The 17,814-nt window shown below is 58.8% G+C and carries 16 protein-coding genes; 13 read left to right on the top strand and 3 right to left on the bottom strand.

Going from position 1 to position 17,814, the window contains the following annotated elements; translation table 11 throughout:
- The first annotated feature begins 1 nt into the window (after position 1).
- The 13 genes from Q8L25_RS17870 (at position 2) to Q8L25_RS17810 (ending at position 13,269) form a co-directional block, all read left to right on the top strand.
- The gene (locus tag Q8L25_RS17870) at positions 2-313 is read left to right on the top strand and encodes a conjugal transfer protein TrbD (protein WP_308925750.1); all 312 of its coding nucleotides are present in this window, start codon (positions 2-4) and stop codon (positions 311-313) included.
- A complete protein-coding gene (locus Q8L25_RS17865) occupies positions 310-2,847 on the top strand; it encodes a VirB4 family type IV secretion/conjugal transfer ATPase (RefSeq protein ID WP_308920644.1) in 2,538 nt (845 codons plus the stop codon). Before Q8L25_RS17870 ends, Q8L25_RS17865 begins: the two co-directional genes overlap by 4 nt.
- Positions 2,844-3,608 carry a VirB8/TrbF family protein gene (locus Q8L25_RS17860; protein WP_308920643.1) on the top strand — a complete coding sequence of 255 codons (765 nt, stop codon included), beginning with the start codon at positions 2,844-2,846 and terminating at the stop codon, positions 3,606-3,608. Before Q8L25_RS17865 ends, Q8L25_RS17860 begins: the two co-directional genes overlap by 4 nt.
- Before the next feature lie 11 nt (positions 3,609-3,619).
- On the top strand, positions 3,620-4,519 hold the full coding sequence (gene trbG, locus Q8L25_RS17855) for a P-type conjugative transfer protein TrbG (RefSeq protein ID WP_374694178.1): 900 nt from the start codon (positions 3,620-3,622) through the stop codon (positions 4,517-4,519).
- Positions 4,520-4,547: 28 nt separating this feature from the next.
- Positions 4,548-5,009 (top strand): conjugal transfer protein TrbH, encoded by a 462-nt coding sequence (locus Q8L25_RS17850; protein WP_308920642.1) that lies wholly within the window; start codon positions 4,548-4,550, stop codon positions 5,007-5,009.
- Positions 5,006-6,364, top strand: coding sequence for a TrbI/VirB10 family protein (locus tag Q8L25_RS17845; protein WP_308920641.1), 1,359 nt, complete (start codon positions 5,006-5,008; stop codon positions 6,362-6,364). The genes Q8L25_RS17850 and Q8L25_RS17845 overlap by 4 nt, the downstream gene beginning before the upstream one ends.
- A gap of 12 nt (positions 6,365-6,376) precedes the next feature.
- Positions 6,377-7,144 carry a P-type conjugative transfer protein TrbJ gene (trbJ, locus tag Q8L25_RS17840; protein WP_374694312.1) on the top strand — a complete coding sequence of 256 codons (768 nt, stop codon included), beginning with the start codon at positions 6,377-6,379 and terminating at the stop codon, positions 7,142-7,144.
- A 10-nt stretch (positions 7,145-7,154) separates the two neighbouring features.
- Complete coding sequence (trbK, locus tag Q8L25_RS17835; protein ID WP_308920639.1) at positions 7,155-7,364, top strand: entry exclusion lipoprotein TrbK; 210 nt, start codon at positions 7,155-7,157, stop codon at positions 7,362-7,364.
- An 8-nt stretch (positions 7,365-7,372) separates the two neighbouring features.
- A complete protein-coding gene (gene trbL / locus Q8L25_RS17830; RefSeq protein ID WP_308920638.1) occupies positions 7,373-9,022 on the top strand; it encodes a P-type conjugative transfer protein TrbL in 1,650 nt (549 codons plus the stop codon).
- A gap of 35 nt (positions 9,023-9,057) precedes the next feature.
- The gene (locus Q8L25_RS17825; protein WP_308920637.1) at positions 9,058-9,285 is read left to right on the top strand and encodes a hypothetical protein; all 228 of its coding nucleotides are present in this window, start codon (positions 9,058-9,060) and stop codon (positions 9,283-9,285) included.
- 580 nt (positions 9,286-9,865) lie between these two features.
- Positions 9,866-10,996: a DUF262 domain-containing protein gene (locus Q8L25_RS17820; RefSeq protein ID WP_308920636.1), complete on the top strand. Its 1,131-nt coding sequence runs from the start codon at positions 9,866-9,868 to the stop codon at positions 10,994-10,996.
- On the top strand, positions 10,993-12,321 hold the full coding sequence (locus Q8L25_RS17815) for a DUF3696 domain-containing protein (protein WP_308920635.1): 1,329 nt from the start codon (positions 10,993-10,995) through the stop codon (positions 12,319-12,321). Before Q8L25_RS17820 ends, Q8L25_RS17815 begins: the two co-directional genes overlap by 4 nt.
- Before the next feature lie 15 nt (positions 12,322-12,336).
- Complete coding sequence (locus tag Q8L25_RS17810) at positions 12,337-13,269, top strand: hypothetical protein (RefSeq protein ID WP_308920634.1); 933 nt, start codon at positions 12,337-12,339, stop codon at positions 13,267-13,269.
- Positions 13,270-13,420: 151 nt separating this feature from the next.
- On the opposite strand, the gene Q8L25_RS17805 is transcribed toward Q8L25_RS17810, so the two are convergent.
- From Q8L25_RS17805 to Q8L25_RS17790, 3 genes are all read right to left on the bottom strand, one after another.
- Positions 13,421-14,029: a transposase gene (locus Q8L25_RS17805; protein WP_308920633.1), complete on the bottom strand. Its 609-nt coding sequence runs from the start codon at positions 14,027-14,029 to the stop codon at positions 13,421-13,423.
- A 324-nt stretch (positions 14,030-14,353) separates the two neighbouring features.
- Positions 14,354-17,560 carry a zincin-like metallopeptidase domain-containing protein gene (locus Q8L25_RS17795; protein WP_308920631.1) on the bottom strand — a complete coding sequence of 1,069 codons (3,207 nt, stop codon included), beginning with the start codon at positions 17,558-17,560 and terminating at the stop codon, positions 14,354-14,356.
- Positions 17,532-17,801 carry a hypothetical protein gene (locus Q8L25_RS17790; RefSeq protein WP_308920630.1) on the bottom strand — a complete coding sequence of 90 codons (270 nt, stop codon included), beginning with the start codon at positions 17,799-17,801 and terminating at the stop codon, positions 17,532-17,534. The genes Q8L25_RS17795 and Q8L25_RS17790 overlap by 29 nt, the downstream gene beginning before the upstream one ends.
- Positions 17,802-17,814 lie beyond the last annotated feature (13 nt).

Raw genomic sequence — 17,814 nt, 5'->3', positions numbered from 1 at the left:
CATGGCACTGCGCACCATCCCCATCCGCCGCGCAGGCAACCGGCACAACCTGTTCATGGGCGGTGACCGCGAGCTGGTCATGTTTGCCGGCCTGTTGGCCTTTGCGCTCATTTTCAGTGCGCAGGAACTGCGCGCGACGGTGGTGGGGCTGCTGCTGTGGACAGGCGCGCTGTTCGCCTGCCGCCTGATGGCGGCGCATGATCCGATGATGCGCCAGGTGTACCTGCGCCACCGACGCTACCGGCGCTACTACGCCGCGCGCAGCACGCCCTTCCGCGTCAACCCGGACAGCCAGGGGAGGCAATACAAATGACCGAAGCGATCTCCATCGCCACGGCGGCCTGCGGCGCCATGATGCTCGCCATGCTGTACGCGCGCATCCGCACGGCCAGCGCCGGCATGCGGCTCGACCGGCACCGCTCGCGCGACGCCGGGCTGGCCGACCTGCTGAACTATGCCGCCATGGTCGACGACGGCATCATCGTCGGCAAGAACGGCGCCTTCATGGCGGCCTGGCTCTACCGGGGCGGCGACAATGCCAGCAGCACGGAAGAGCAGCGCGAACTGGTCTCGTTCCGCATCAACCAGGCCCTGTCAGCTCTGGGCAGCGGCTGGATGATCCATGTCGATGCGGTGCGGCGGCCCGCGCCAGGTTATGCGCCGGCAGGCCTGTCGCACTTCCCCGATCCGGTATCCGCCGCCATCGACGAGGAGCGCCGCCGCCTGTTCGAAGGCATGGGCACCATGTATGAGGGTTACTTCGTCCTGAGTGCCACCTACCTTCCGCCGCTGCTGGCGCAAAGCCGGTTCGTCGAACTGATGTTCGATGATGAAGCGGCGGCGCCCGGCCAGCGGGCGCGCACGCAGGGCCTGATCGACTACTTCAGCCGCGAATGCGCCACCATCGAGTCGCGTCTGTCGTCGGCCGTGGCGCTGGAGCGCCTGCGCGGCATGCAGGTCATTGGCGAGGATGGCGGCAGCACCACGCATGACGCGCTGCTGCGCTGGCTGCAGTTCTGCGTCACCGGCATCAACCATCCGGTCATCCTGCCGCGCAATCCGATGTACCTTGACGCCGTCATCGGCGGCCAGGAGCTGTTCGGCGGCGTGGTTCCCCGGATCGGCCGCAAATTCGTCCAGGTGGTCGCCATCGAAGGCTTTCCGCTCGAGTCCACGCCCGGCATCCTGACCGCGCTGGGTGAACTGCCATGCGAATATCGCTGGTCCTCGCGCTTCATCTTTATGGATGCGCACGAGGCAACCCGGCACCTCGACAAATTCCGCAAGAAGTGGCGGCAAAAGATACGCGGCTTCTTCGACCAGGTTTTCAATACCAGCACCGGTCCCGTGGACCAGGATGCGCTGTCGATGGTGGCCGACGCCGAGGCGGCCATCGCGGAGGTCAACAGCGGCCTGGTGGCGCAGGGCTACTACACCAGCGTCGTGATCCTGATGGACGAGGACCGCGACAGGCTGGACGCCGCCGCGCGCCAGGTCGAGAAGGCCATCAACCGCACCGGCTTTGCGGCGCGCGTGGAGTCGGTCAATACCATGGACGCCTACTTGGGCAGCCTGCCCGGCCATGGCGTGGAGAATGTGCGGCGCCCCTTGATCAACACCATGAACCTGGCCGACCTGCTCCCCACAAGCACCATCTGGACAGGAATGGACAAGGCGCCCTGCCCTTTGTATCCGCCGCTGGCGCCAGCCCTGATGCACTGCGTGACGCACGGCGACACGCCGTTCCGCCTGAACCTGCATGTGCGCGACCTGGGCCACACGCTGATGTTCGGTCCGACGCGCAGCGGAAAGTCGGCGCACCTGGGCCTGATCGCCGCACAACTGCGCCGCTACCACGGCATGTCGGTGTACGTGTTCGACAAGGGCATGTCCATGTATCCGCTGGCCAGGGGCATGGGCGGCAGCCACTACACGGTGGCCGGCGACGGCGACAGCCTTGCCTTCTGCCCGCTGCAGTTCCTGGCCACGCGCAGCGACCGCGCCTGGGCCATGGAGTGGATCGACACCATCCTGGCGCTGAACAACGTGAATACCACGCCGGCCCAGCGCAACGAAATCGGCAACGCCGTCATGAGCATGCATGCCAGCGGCGCGAAGACCCTGTCGGAATTCGCACTGACAATCCAGGATGAAGCCGTGCGCGAGGCGATACGCCCCTACACGGTCGACGGCAGCATGGGGCACCTGCTGGACGCCGAGGAGGACGGCCTGTCGCTGTCCGACTTTACCGTGTTCGAGATCGAGGAGCTGATGGGCATGGGCGAAAAATATGCGCTGCCCACCCTGCTGTACCTGTTCCGCCGCATCGAGCGCAGCCTGCAGGGCCAGCCCGCCGCCATCCTCGTCGACGAAGCCTGGCTGGCGCTCGGCCATCCGGCCTTCCGCTCGCGCATAAGGGTCTGGCTGAAGGTGCTGGCCAAGGCCAACTGCCTGGTGCTGATGGCCACGCAAAGCCTGTCCGACGCGGCCAGCTCGGGCATCCTCGACGTGATGGTCGAATCGACGGCCACCAAGATTTTCCTGCCCAACGTCTATGCGCGCGACGAGGATACAGCGGCGCTGTACCGGCGCATGGGCCTGAACACGCGCCAGATCGAGATCCTTGCCACCGCTATCCCGAAGCGCCAGTACTACTACGTGTCGGAGAGCGGACGGCGCCTGTACGACCTGGCGCTGGGGCCGTTGGCCATGGCCTTCGTCGGCGCCACGGACAAGGAATCGGTGGCCGCCGTCAAGGCGCTGGAAGCCAGGCACGGCGGCGCATGGACCGGCCCATGGCTGGCCAGCCGGGGACTCAACCTGGACGACTACGGAGGCCCAGCATGAACCTTGCCCGCTTATTCAGAACGCGCCGCGCCGCCGCAAGCGGCGAGGCGCCAGCACAGGACGAGCATCTTGAGGGTGGACGCCGCAAGGGCGAGAGCGACAATCCCTACCTGTCGGCGCGGCGCACCTGGAACGACCATGCGGCGCAGGCCGCGTCGTCGCGCCAGTCCTGGCAGCTGCTGACCGTACTGTCGCTGCTGGTGGCGCTGGCGGCCGTCGGCGGCATGGTGCATGTCGCCGGCCAGTCGCGGTTCGTGCCCTATGTGGTCGAAGTCGACAAGCTGGGCCAGCCGGCGGCGGTGGCCCCGGCGCAACAGGCGCTCGCAGCCGACCCGCGCGTCGTGCGCGCCGCCGTCGCCGCGTTTGTCAGCGACGCACGCCTGGTCACGCCGGACATCGCGCTGCAGCGCAAGGCCATCTACCGCCTGTACTCCATGCTGGCGACAAACGACCCGGCCACGGCCAAAGCAAACGAATGGCTCAACGGCAACGATCAAAGCAGCCCGCTCAAGCGCGCCGCCATGGAAACCGTCAGCACCGAAATCATATCCGCGCTGCCGCAGACGGCCGACACCTGGCAGGTGGACTGGACGGAAACGGTACGCGACCGCCAGGGCGTGCTGAAAGCGGCGCCGTTCCGCATGCGCGCCCTCTTGACGGTCTACACCGTGCCCGCCACGCCGCAGACGACGGAAGAACAGCTACGCAACAACCCGCTGGGCATCTATGTCCGCGATTTTTCCTGGGCTAAACAGCTCTGAGGAGGCACGCCGTGAAATCCATCTCCCTTCTTTTGATACTGTGCCTTGCCGCCGTAGCGGCAAGAGCCCAGAACGCGCCGGACAGCAAGAGCGTGGCCGACAGCTATTTCTCGGGCAAGGACCTGCCGCTCACCAAGCAGGAAAAGGACACGATTGCCATTGCTCAGCGCTGGCGCAGCGGCGGCGGCACCGGCGTGCAGCCCGTGCCCGGCGAGGACGGCACGGTGCGCTTCCTGTTCGGCGCACAGCAGCCCGGCATCGTATGCGCCGTGCTGCAGGTCTGCGATATGGAGCTGCAGGCGGGCGAACAGGTCAACTCCATCCACTTGGGCGACACGGCGCGCTGGACGGTGGAGCCGGCGATCACCGGCAGCGGCCCGGCCGAAGTCCAGCACCTGATCATCAAGCCGCTCGACGTCGGGCTGGAGACCTCGCTGATCGTCACGACCAGCCGCCGCACCTACCATGTCCGCCTGCGATCGCACCGCAGCCAGTTCATGCCGCGCATCGCCTTTACCTACGTTGAGGATGCGGCAGCCAAGTGGGATGCCCTGAAGGTCCGCGACAGCAAGGAAAAGCAGGAGCGCACCATCGCGCAGACCGGCGAGTACTTGGGCGACCTCAGTTTCGGCTATGCGGTGACGGGCTCCGCCCCCTGGAAGCCCGTGCGCGTGTACAACAACGGCAGCAAGACCATTATCCAGATGCCGCTGGCCATGGCGCAGACCGAAGCGCCCGCGCTGCTGGTGGTGCGCAAGGACGGCGGCCTGTTCCGCGACGACGAAACGGCGATGGTGAACTACCGCGTGCAAGGCGACCGCTACATCGTCGACACGGTGTTCGACAAGGCCATCCTGATAGCCGGCGCGGGCCGCACGCAGGACAAGGTCACCATCACGCGGGAGAAATAGCATGCGGCCCCTGTTGCTTGCACCACTGATGTTGACACTCCTGCTGGCTTGCCTTGCGGGATGCGCCGCAAACCAGGGGGCCGACACGCCCGCTTACGGCAACCTGCTTGCCGCGCTGGTCCCGGCGCAGGAAAGCGGCATCGCCGGCGATGCGGCCATGCGGCTTGCCGCCAGCTACCCGCCAGCACAAACACGCTTCGCGCTGCAGCATGCGGCGCAGGACGGCTTCGGCACGGACCTGCTGGCGCGCCTGCGGGCGCAGGGCTACGCCGTCGCCGAATTCAGCACCCAAGCGCCTGCCACCGCAACGCTCCAGCCACCGGCTGCCGAGGCCATCGCGCTGCGCTATGTGCTCGACATGGCCGCCCCGCCAGGCCTGGCGCGCCTCACCCTGTATGCGGGCGGCGAATCGCTGAGCCGCGCCTATCTCCTGGATGAAGGCGCGGCGCGGCCGGCCAGCGCCTGGATACGCAGGGAGGCGGCACCATGAACGGCGACGACGACATGTCGCCGGATGCGTCGCCCGGCAGCGTGCGCAAGAAGTCGGGCGTCAAGCGCGTCAACAACCTGCCCGTCTACTTGGTGGGCGGCGCCATGGGCATCTTTCTGCTGGTGATGGCGCTTGTAGCCTGGGACCGCTCGGTCCAGCAAAACCGCCCGCCAGATCCACTGGAAGCAAAGGCAGGCAGCACCAGCATGTTCGCCAGCGAGATCGCCGGCAAGGAAAAAGACGGCTTCGTCGCCCCCGCGAAGCCCACAGCCCCGCCCCTGCCGGACACCCAGCCGCCGCCAGACGCCATCATCGTGGCCCGTCCCGATGACCTGGAAGCGCCGCCCCGCCCGCCTGGCGGCCCGCTGCCGATGGAGGAGCAGCGCAGCATGGACGAGCGCGAGCGCCTGCGCATGGACAAGCTGCGCCAACTGGACGAGGCGGTTCGCGCGCGCACCACGGTGCAGGCCACCGCACCGCGCAGCGCCGGCTCCGCACCCGCTGGCGGCGCGCCGCTCAGTCGTGAGGACGCGCTCACGCAGATCGCCGCCCTGCAGCAGCAGGCTGATGCACAGGGGCGCGACAACCCCGCCAGCGCCTACATGGCGCGGCTGCAGCAGCTGCAGGCTGCGGGCCTGGGCGACACTGGGACGCGGCCGGTGGCGGCAGAGCCGCTCATGGTGGGCGCCAAGGACTACCGCCAGTTCGATGCCCTGGGCCAGGGCGACCGCTGGCGGCTCGATTCGCGCGTGGAAGCGCCCCGCTCCCCCTATGAACTGCGCGCCGGCTTCATCGTCCCGGCCATGCTCATTTCGGGCATCAACTCCGACCTGCCGGGACAGATCGTGGCGCAGGTGAGCCAGGACGTGTTCGATACCGCGACCGGCAAATGGCGGCTGATTCCGCAAGGCTCGCGCCTGGTGGGCCAATACTCCAGCGACCTGGTCTACGGCCAGTCGCGCGTGCTGGTGGCCTGGCAGCGCATCGTCTTCCCGGATGGCAAGGCCATGGACATCGGCAGTATGCCCGGCGCCGACAGCACCGGCTACGCGGGCCTGCGCGACCAGGTCAACAACCACTACTTGCGCCTCTTCTCCTCCGCCTTCCTGATGTCGGGCATCACGGCGGGCATCGCCATCAGCCAGCCGCAGACGGTGAGCCAGGGCACGCGCCAGAGCGCCAGCAGCGCCATGAGCGAGGCGCTGGGCCAGCAGCTTGGCCAGGTGACGGCCCAGCTGATCGCCAGGAACATGAACATCGCGCCGACGCTGGAAATCCGGCCCGGCTACCGCTTCAACGTGATCGTGACCAAGGACCTGACCTTTTCCCGCCCCTACAAGGCGTTTGACTACTGACGGCAAGGAGCAATCATCATGGACAAAACTTTAGCAGCTAAAATCCTGGCGGGCATGGCGCTGTGCATTCCAGCCGCCATGCAGCCTGCGCGCGCCGCGCTGCCGGTGATCGATTCGAGCAACCTGTCGCAAAACAGCGTAAGCGCCCTGGAAAACGTGGCGCACACCCTCAAACAGATCCAGCAGTACCGCACCCAGCTGCAGCAATACCAGAACATGCTGCAAAATACCGCCGCGCCACCATCGTTCATCTGGGACCAGGCCACCCAGACCATGAACCTGCTGCGCCGCGAGATCGACACGCTCAGCTACTACAAGAGCAGCCTGGGCAGCATTGACGCCTATCTGCGCAAATACCGCAGCACCAGCGACTACCGTGGCTCGCCCTGTTTCTCGGTGCGCGGCTGTACCCAGGCCGAATGGAACGCGATGAGCGATGCCCAGCGCCTCGGCTCGGACGCGCAGAAACGCTCGACCGACGCGCTCTTCCGGGGCCTGGACCGCCAGCAGGATGCCATGGAAGCCGACGCGCGCAAGCTGATGCAGCTGCAGGCCGCAGCTCAGGGCGCCAGCGGCCAGATGCAGGCCATCGGCTACGCCAACCAGTTGGCAAGCCAGCAGGCCACGCAGCTGCTGCAGATACGCGGCCTGCTGATTTCCCAGCAGAACGTTATCGCCACGCGCTACCAGAGCCTGGCCGACCGCGAGGCAATGCAGCGCGCTTCGGACGAAGTAGTACTGAGCAACACCTATAAACCCAGCCCCGTGCGCGGATGGTAGGGAGACTGCCATGCGCCAGCCGATCATATTGCTTGCCGTCCTGCTCCAGCTTGCCGCGTGCACGCCTAGCGATCCGGCGGATTCCCTGCCGCCCGTGACAGCTGAAAACTGCGAGCCCGAAGCGATTGCGAAGATCAAGGACCGGAAGGCCAGGAGCCAATTCACAGATCTGTGCTTGCGGCGTAATACCTTCCGCCCGAGTCCGAAACGTGAATGGTGAAGTACCTGATGAAAACCAATACGCCAAGACACATGCCACTATCGAAGACCGTGCTTTGTGCGCTACTTCTGCTGGGCCTGACGTCGCTGTCGTTCTCTGCCAGAGCAGAAATCGACAACACGGGCGTACTCGACAACGTCCTTGCACGCTATTCCGCCGTCGCCGCCACTTGGGCGACGACGATCACCTCGCACGCCACACGCCTTTTCTGGACACTGGCAACCATTAGCATGGTATGGACGTTTGGCATGATGGCAATGCGCAAAGCTGATATCGGCGAGCTCTTTGCGGAGTTCGTACGCTTCACCATTTTTACCGGCTTCTTCTGGTGGCTGCTGCGCAACGGCCCAAATTTTGCAACCTCAATCATCGATTCGATGCGCACAATAGGCGCTGGCGCCGCCGGTACAGGGCCAGGCTTATCGCCGTCAGGTATCGTTGACATCGGATTCGGACTCTTCGCCAACGTACTTGAAAAATCATCGCTCTGGTCGCCTTTGAGCAGCGCAGTTGGCGTCGCGATCAGCCTGATCACCCTCATTTCTCTTGCGCTGATTGGCGTCAACATGCTGCTTCTCTTGATCAGCGGCTGGATACTGGCCTATGCGGGCATCTTCTTTCTCGGTTTCGGAGGCTCGCGCTGGACCTCGGACATGGCGATCAATTACTACAAGACCGTGCTAAGCATTGGCGCCCAGCTCTTTACGATGGTGCTGCTCGTCGGCATAGGAAAATCGTTCATTGACCAGTTTTACACCAACATGAGCTCTGCCTACAAAATGAATGAACTGGCAGTGATCATGGTCGTCGCCATCATCCTGCTCGCCCTGGTCAACAAGGTCCCGTCGATGGTGGGTGGGCTGGCCATGGGTGGAGGAACCGGTGCGCTAGGCAGCGGCTTCGGCGCAGGAACAGCCCTGGGCGCCGCCGCGATGGCTGCGACAGCCGCCGCGACGGCCGGTGCGGCAGTCGTTGCAGGAACGGCGAACGTCGCAGGCGGAGTGCAGGCACTGCTGGCGGCAGTATCCAAGGCGAATGCAGCGGAAAGCGCAGCAAGCGGTACTCACGACGTCATGGCCTCGGCCAGAGGCGCTGACAGTGGGACAGGAGCCGATCAAGGCACGGGCAGCGGCGCACTCGCCGCTGCCATGGGCGACACTGTGCAGGCGGCAAGCAGCAGTGCAGATGCTGGAAATGATACGACAGAAACACAGCTAACAGGCAGTCCCTCACGGCAAGCGCAGCCTCCCGCCGCGCCTTCCAATCAGCAAAGCGCGAACGGATCCACCAACGCGGCCCGTGAGAGCAAAACAGGCCAACGTGCAGCAAAAACAGTGCCCGGCATGGGTAGCCCGGCCGCCGCAGCGGCACTGGCGGCGAGAACGGGCAGGATTGCGGCAGGTGCAGCGGGCAATCTGGTGCAGGTAACATGGGACGTCGGCAAGGAAAAGGTCAGGCAAAGTCTTGCGGCAGCCGGTGATCGCGTCAGCAAAACCCTCGGCGGCGAGATTGCTGCAGCTATCAAGTCCCGAAATCAGCCTGGAGCGCCGGATAGCGGGGCATCTGCGATGGAAGATGGAAGTCTCTCTGCGGGAGACAGCACTTCCGCAGATCCAAGTGGGGAGGTGGCGGCATTCCGCGACCGCAAGCCCGAATAGCTCCCCAAGCACATACGGAACAGAGGAGAAACATCATGCTCGACCTCCCTCTCCTGCAGCAGGAGCGTATCCTGTGCGCGATCACGAGCGCCATCAAATACCAAGTACCTGCGAATATTCTGCTGGCAATTGCCGAGAAGGAAGGTGGTAAGCCAAGCATGATCATCGCTAACAAAAACGGTACTTATGACATCGGTCCGAAGCAATTCAACTCAGCCTATCTCTTTGAGCTCAGAAAGCATGGAATCGGTCAGCCCATGTGACGATGAAAAGTTACTATCCACACAACCTACCTGCACTGCGGCTGAGGCAGCATTTGCTTCACGATACAGGAAATTTGTGGGCCAGAGCAGCCAACTACCATTCGCGGTCAGTCCAATACAATTTGCCCTATCGGGCTGATCTGGTGAGAAAAGGATATAAGCGAGCACTATGGCTAGAATACAATCGTTCTTTCATGCCGCATATCGTTCTAAATTATGACTCAGGAGTGTCTACCACGGCCATGAACACTCACACAGTACGCTAGAACCATAAAATATCAAAAAAACAAGAAATCTTCCAAAAAATGCAGAAAACGTAAACCTATAGATATCGTCTCAGGTATCATAATACCGTACTCAAACCTCTCCATATTAGTCAAGAAAAACAGGGCGCAGCCACCAACTAGCGTGTGTATGGAATTCATCTATTGTTGCTATTAAAACAAAATTTGCAATTAGGCGCCATCACGTCGATTGGGATGAAATACACAAGGAAAAAGACTTCATTGCTACCAGACTCAAAGTCGATAGAAAAATTGCCCTCATAGGTCTTATCATCAACTATTAAGCAATAAAATTCATGATATTTACACAAGAAAAAATATTGCAAGAAAATTTAGATTCTGATATAGAGGACGAATTTGAAGATTCCTCAGTCGGGATCACACGCCCATTTGATCCGGACAAAATAAAAGTAACTACCATACCTGCATTAATCGATGGAATCGTAAAACGTGTAGATTTTAACGAGATAGATTTGGCTCCGGCTTTTCAGCGAAAAGCTAGGCTTTGGAATCACGCACGCAAAAGTAGACTGATTGAATCTCTATTACTTAGAATTCCGTTGCCAGTCTTCTATGTTGCATCTGATGACCAAGACCGTTGGTCTGTTGTGGATGGCATTCAACGGTTAACTACAATATATGACTTCATAAAAAATCAATATGCATTATCTGATCTCGAGTATCTAATTAAACTCAATGACCTTAAATTCGACCAACTCCCCCGCTCATTCCAACGAAGGATCGAAGAGACATCACTTGTTGTTCATCTTATTCAAGATGGAACACCAGAAGAAGTAATGATTAATATTTTCAAAAGAATCAATACCGGTGGAATGGAATTAACGGCACAAGAAATTAGAAATGCTCTAAATAAAGGTATAGTTCGAGAGTTTCTCTTGACGCTTGCATCTGCGGAAGAATTTACGCTAGCCACCACAAATCCGATCAATGATTCACGGATGCAGGCACAAGAAATGGTTTTAAGATTCTTCTCTTTTTATTTACATCCTTGGGAAGAGTATGTTACCGGAAGTATGGGCTTAGATAGTTACCTAACAAGAACCATGCGCGAATTAAATAAATTATCAGAAATAGAACGCACCAATCTCGCGAAGAAATTCAAAAACTCAATGATCTGTTCATATAAAATTTTTGGAAGTGAAACATTTCGAAAACCAAAAGATGGCATTCGGAGAAATCCCATTAATAAGGCCCTATTTGAAGCTTGGAGCGTTAACATAGCTCACTGCTCAGATGAACAGCAAAAAATACTTATTAATAAGAAATTGGAGATTTACGAAAAATTTAGACAATTAGCAAGTGATGAATATTTCAATGCGTCTATATCAGCCTCCACTGGAGCGTCGACTAGAGTGGCATTGAGATTTTCAAAAATAGAACATCTAATCAAGGAAATTTTGAAATGATATCAGAAATACGCCTTACAAATTTCAAGTGTTTTAAGGATTTAAAACTCCCAATTGCTATGTTTACATTGCTGGCTGGATTAAACGGAATGGGAAAAAGCAGTATAATTCAAAGTATATTATTGCTCCGTCAATCCTGGCGCAGCGGAAACCTAAGAAATGGCCGATTAGAACTAAACGGCGAATTGGCGAAACTCGGCACAGGATCTGACATATTATTTGAAGGAGCTGACGCTGATCATGTTCGAATCAGTTTAGATTTATTTAAAAAAACAGAAAATACTTTTCATAGTTTAAAAAAAATAGATTTCTGGTATTTTTACGATAACAAATCAGATAATTTAACATCTATTCTACCAGATCCAAAATTAAATTATTTGATGAAGAGCATCCTCAAAAATAGCAACTTCAAAACTGAAGCTGAACTCATCCAAAACATTACCTCATTAAATACTCTAAATAGTTTGGCAAACCAAAGTGAAGATGATCAATTAAAACTAGCAATTAGAGAAGTTCGAGATACGATAGATTGGATAAATACTGCCGAACGTGAAAAAATATCACCTTTCAGTTCCCATTTTCATTACGTCTTTTCCGAGCGATTTGGCCCACGGCAAGTGTTGCCCTTGTCGGAATCTCATATAATCGAAAAAAATATGGGATTACATGGTGAATATGTTTTACATTTTTTACTGGAATATGGGAAAAAGATAGTTCTAGAAATAGATGACCCAAGATTACTGAACTCTTCTATATATGGCTATAACCTTGAGGGACAAGTTGATGCTTGGCTGCAAGAATTTAGTCCCGGCAGTCACCTTTCCGTTGAAGCTATCCGACGTGCCGATTCGGTTCTGACAGGATTTGTGTTTGATCGCCCTGGAGACGTCAAAACTAGGCCTTTTCGAGCCACTAACGTCGGATTTGGGCTTAGTTATGTCATGCCGGTTTTAGTTGCTCTCCTCTCGTCTGAGAAGGGCGCATTAGTATTATTGGAAAATCCAGAAGCCCACATGCATCCACGTGGGCAGACTCGACTAGGTCAATTGGCAGCACGAGCTGCAGCGGCCGGAATCCAGGTCATAATGGAAACACATAGCGACCATGTTATGAACGGAGTACGAATTGATATCCGCAATGGTGGCAAAGGACGATTAAAATCTACGGATGCTGCGTTTCACTACTTTGAACGTGACGGCACGGAATCTCATGTTACAAGTCCAGAAATCGGAGAGGATGGACGTCTCGACAGTTGGCCGCCAGGGTTCTTCGATCAACATGACGAAAATTTAATTGAATTATTAGCCCCGAGAGTTAAAAGGTAGCTTGCGATGAGAGATATGATTTTCAACGAAGCTTCATTAGCTCCAACTACATGGTTAATTGGAAGTGCATCAACGGCATTGGTTAATTTGGCATGTGGCATGACAGCATTAGCAAAAGTAACAAACTTAGGCAGAAGTCTAAGACTACCTCGAGAGATGAGCGAGATAAAAATATCCGGTGAAACAACTTTTTATGACCTATTAGTTCTCCTTGTTCGAGATCCAAAAACTAGACAGGAGGCAAGTTATTGGATGGGTTTAGCCACAAAGTCTCCGTTGCTCGCCGAATTACCTTGTCATGTAAAAGATCGTTTCTTGGGCTGTGAACCAGCGATAAAAAATGTATATGGAACTGACTCATTGGTATTGTGTGCGCTTCAAGCAGCAATCGCCATTTCCCTTCCCACTGATAAAATTTGGGAGAACGACCAGCTAACAGTGAATTTTGAGGAGTTATTGCAAGATGGAAGTATCGTGCAAGCCACTGAAAAAGTCGACAACTTAGCCGGAAGATCTCAAGCTGATCAAATAATTATTCGCTACAATGATTGTGCCTTTAACAACATAAGGTCTTCCAATTTTTGGAGTGAAAGGGAAAAAATATTTCCATCACTTATTTTTGGGTTAGATGTCGAAAGAAATATTTTAGAAATAGGAGATAACCAATTTGAAACCATACTGGGCTGCCTGAAAGATTTAGATACAAGCGCAAATAAATGGAATAAGACGACGCCATTAATTTGGGGGCGAAAAGTTACACCAGAAAGCCACAGTGTCATGTCAAATCCCAAACTAAAAGAACATAGATTCTTTAAAAATCATAAAGGTAAAACCCAACTCTACGAGTTACACGCCCGCTATGGAAGTTCCGGACGAATTCACCTCTACATTTGCCCAGACAACTTTACGGTAGAAATAGGCTATATAGGCCAACATCTTCCGCTTTAAACCATAAAGCATTAACCGAAGATAGAATTTCAAAAAACAATTTAAAATTATTTTTTTTAAAAATATATCATTCTTCGGGGCGTAATATTATACCTAAAGCATATTTTTGCAACTCTGCGCCAATTATAGCCAATACAACAATATTTTCGCATTATTGAAAGTGGATCGTGACTGTGCAGCGGCTATGCGGCTGGGAGGATAAAACTGCCAGCGAAGGCACGTTGCAGGATGGTGAACATGCCGTGCCCTTGCTTGAGCAGCGTGTCGTGGCAGGAGCGAATGGTGCAGAAATGTTCAGCGCCGGCGAGCGTGCGGAAACATTCTGAGATTTTTTAACCTTGGACATGAGCACGACGCGCTCGCCAACGTTATTGGTGAACGGCACGGCCGGGTTGCTGATGAAGAACAGGATAGCGTCGGCGTGCAGGCGGAAGCGGCGAAGCAGATTGGCGGCGACCGATTGTTTTCTGCGAACGCGTTGTCCCAACTGTTGTGCGGTTTCGGGATGGATCGCTTCTCCCTCCCGCACTTGGGCGTCGTAGTCAGTGCTGAAGGCGGCCATATCGTTGGGGTCGAGCGTGCGTTGTTGACGCCGCGCCGCCGTGCAGAGCCGGTTGGCGCAAAGCACCAATTGCATCATCGACTCGGGCCACTGCTTGCCGGTGATTTCTTTCACGTAGACCAGTTCACGCAACAAATGGGTATTGTACAAGGCATGGATGGAATCGTCGAGTTTCCCCAGAAGGCGCCAAGCAATCATGCACCAGCACGCCGAGGCGGTTCGGCAGGATGCCATGTGCCTCGATCGCTTCCAAACCCCGCTTGGCGTGCACGCCGTACCATGTCAGCGTGTAGCTGGCGGCGATGTGCGGCCAGTGCAGTTTGCCAGCCACGCGTAGGCCCGATTCGTCGGTGTTGAGGACCGGCGCGGCCCGCAATTGGTAGGAGATCTGGTCGGACGTCGTTGCATGGCCGCGCGCGCTTCGGCAACCCACGCCAGCAACGTGACCGGCGAGATCGCGAGGCCGTAGACATCAAAGATCAGCTCGGCGGCGCGCGCGTACGGCAGCCAAGCCGCATGCGGTCACTGCGGTCCGGATCTGGCTAACCGGCGCTGCAGCGGTTCCAGCGCAAGCGACAAAGTACTCTGGTTGCTATTAGCCTGCAAGCTCTCAATCGCGGACTGCACCACGGGCCGCACCTGCCGCTCCAGCCCTTCCATTCCCAAGCGGCTCCTGCAGGCCAGGTCATTAAAGTCGGTATATCCTTTTGGATCGGCGGCCTGCTCGCCCGGCGCGAAGATGGGCAGCAGCACGCGACCGCCCGTCAGGCGCGCCGCTTCCTGTGCCTTGACCTTGCCGGGGTTGACGCCCTGCTCTGCTTCCAGATGCTGGTCGTTATCGCCGGCGATGATCACCGGCTTGGCCGGGAAACGGCCGTGCAGCGCCTTCGCCACCGGCGGCAGGTTGCCCGAGTCGAAGGCGGCGACGGTGGCGAAGCCGAGTGACCGGGAGAGGCTGGCGGCGGTCGCATAGCCCTCCGCAATGACCAGCGCGGGCGCCCGCGCCAGCGATTCGAGGCCGCCGACGGCATGGAAACAGCCTGTCTTGCGGCTGTCGCGCGCGAAACGCTTGCTGCCATCCTCGCCAATGTATTGCATGCTCCATTGCTTGCCGTCGGCGTCGGTGGCGGGAATGTAGCTGGTCTTGCCTTCCTTGTCGGTAAAAATGCCAGGTGTCGGCATTAGCCCCTTCGATAACAGGTACGGCGTCGGTTCCGCCATCGGCAGCAGGCTGGCCATCTGGCGTGCAACGCGGCTCGCGGCTGCTTCCTGCTGCCGGGCCTGGGCGGCCTGGCGTTCTTGCAAGCGAATGGCCGCTTCGGCCTGCAGCCGGGCCTTCCGTGCAGGGTCGAGCGCATAGCCCTTGTATTTCCAGTCCATCGCCTCGCCCGTCTTGTTGTTCTTGATATGGCCTGCGGGGTGGCCATCGAGGTGGGCAACATAAAAGCCGGAACCGGAATGCTCGCTGTGCTTTTCGCCTTCCACGGTGATGCGGTGCTTCTGTCCATCCATGATGGGATGCTCACCACTGACCACGCAGCGCAGGCTACGCAGCGCGTCCGCAAATTCCTCATGCGCCGTCATGGCCGGTCCCTGCTGGCTGTCCCCTTTGCCGGGAATCCAGCGCGCCAGCCGTGCCATGTTGGCCTTCGCGCCCGCATACCAGGACTTCGCCACCTTGTCCCATGCGGCGCCGGCCGCCTTGGCCAGTTTGCGTTCGCCATAGGGAACGGCAAGATACTGGCGCGGCTGGCGCGCTTCGGCTGGCGCGCCGTCCTGCGGCGCCGGTTCGCCATTTCCTTGCGCAGCCGGTTTGCGCTGCCACTTTTCAAACACGGCGGGATCGCCTCCAGGCGGCACCGCCCACGCCTGCGCCGCCCTGTCCCAGCGCGCGCCCATCGCCTTGGCTTCGTCCTTCTCCTTGAACGGCACGGCAAGCAGCACGGGGCCGCCGCCTTCCTGGAACTGCGCCACGCGGCGCTGCAGGTCCGCGCTGCCGGTGACGGCAGCCAGTTCCGCCCCCTTGCGCGCTTCGCGCGCCGCCATCAGGTCGTCGACCCCGCTCTCTGGATCGCGCCGCACCCGCTCTTCATGCAATCTGGCCAGCTTCACGGCCTGCTCGCGCTCATCGGTCTCGGAGTGCGCATCGATCAACGCCAGCCTGCTCGCCAACTGCGTCGCTTCACGCTGGGAGTCGCGCTCGGCCAGCCACTGGTGGCGGCCATCGGCCTGCTGCGCGTAGATTCCCCAGAACTCGGGCCGAAGGCCCAGTTGTTCGGCTGATGCTTCCCGCTGCTCGCCATCCACCTCCCCGGTGGCCATGCCCTGCACCATCACGCGGCCGTTCCAGTCGTGCGGCAGGGTAAAGCCCAAGTGCCGCAAGGCGGCATCATCAAAAGCCGTTCCCGCATCAGCGACATCGCCGCGCAGCATCTGCAGCCGCGTCCGCGACACTTCGCTGTCGTCCACATTGTCCATTTCCGTTTGCATAATCGCCTTCCCTTCCACCTGTTCTGCAGGCACACCGATTTGCGCCGCGTCGAGCGCCTGCCAATAATCTTCCTGCGCCCTCTCGACGGCCGCCTTCACTTCCGGCGACGCAAAGCGCTCACCGTCAAAATCGCCGTCCGGCCCCCATACCACGCCAGCGAGCTGGCGCCCGTCCTTCTCCATGCTGCGGTTGAAGGACTGCGACTTCGTCACATAGCAGCGTGCCGCGTCGTCCAGCGTGGCAAAGGACTGCGAAAAGCGGTCCTCACCAGCCACCCGCTCGCTGACGATAAAGCGCCCTTCCTGCGCTTCGACCGATGTTGCCAGCCCTTGCGTCTGCACCTGCTCCAGACCCAGTACATACGCCTGGATCTTCTCGGCAGCGGACGCGGCGCGGCAAATCTCCAGCGGATCGGACTGCAGCACCTTGATCCAGGACGCGACATAGGCCGCATGCTGGCCGGGATCATGGCCGATGCCCAGTTCATCGCCCAGCAGCATGCTGGCGATTTCCGCACGCAGCTCTTCACGCGCATATCCCTCGCTGCCGAATGGGTGGCCAAGATCGCGGCCAAGGCGGCTCGCATGCCCGGTCCAGTGGCCCAGTTCATGCAGGGCTATCGCGTAATAATTGTCGGCTGTCGGGAACTGCTCCTTGCCGGGCAGGTGGATGGTGTCGGTCGACGGCCGGTAGAAGGCGCTGTCCCTGCCTTCGCGCCCGGCGTGCTGGATTTTCGCACCCGAAGCCTGCAATATCCCTTCGGCCCGTTCAGCCGGCACCCAGGCGACAGACGGAGGTGGCACCAGCGGCGGCAGGCCGTCGATCTGCGTTGCGTTGAATACCGTGGAAAAAAACATCTGAGGGCGCTCCAGCCTGAGAGGCTGCTTTTCCAGGTGTTCGTCCGGAATCAATGGCGGCATGCCGGTGGGAGTTGCCGCCTCCTCTTTCTCGCTGAATTTCCAGTACTGGATCGGCGTGCCCTTCTCACCCTGGCGCACCTGCGCGCCAACGGCTGCGGCCTGCTTGTAGGTCATCCAGCGGTGGTCCGCATGCCCCTCGCTCATGAGGTGCAGGGAATTGATCCCCTTGTAGCGCTTGCCCGTGGTGGGGTTGAATGGCAGGAACGCCCCCGGATCGCCGGGCTGCCAGGGCTTTTGCCAGGGCGCCGTGCCCTCCTTCAACTGCGCGATAAGCTTTTCGGCGATGGTGTCAATCAGCGACTTCGCTTGACCGTTCATGGCTTGCGCTCCCTGTTGGCGGCGGCGCGCCGGCATCGGCCAGGTCGATGACGCCCGCCGCCGCATCCTGTTCGTCCACGGCATCCTCGGCAAAGGAGCCGGCCTGCTCGGCTTCATCCGGCGCAAACTCGGCGACGCCGCCAGGCACGGCGGCGTCGCCAAGCTTCTCGCGCAGGACGGCGGCCATGGCTCGTGCTTCCGCCATCGCGGCGCCGGCCTGGATGTCTCGTTCATTTATCATCGGTTTTCTCCTT

The organism is Janthinobacterium sp. J1-1, from assembly GCF_030944405.1.
GTDB lineage: Bacteria > Pseudomonadota > Gammaproteobacteria > Burkholderiales > Burkholderiaceae_D > Janthinobacterium.
This window is presented reverse-complemented; position numbering and strand designations above follow the sequence as displayed.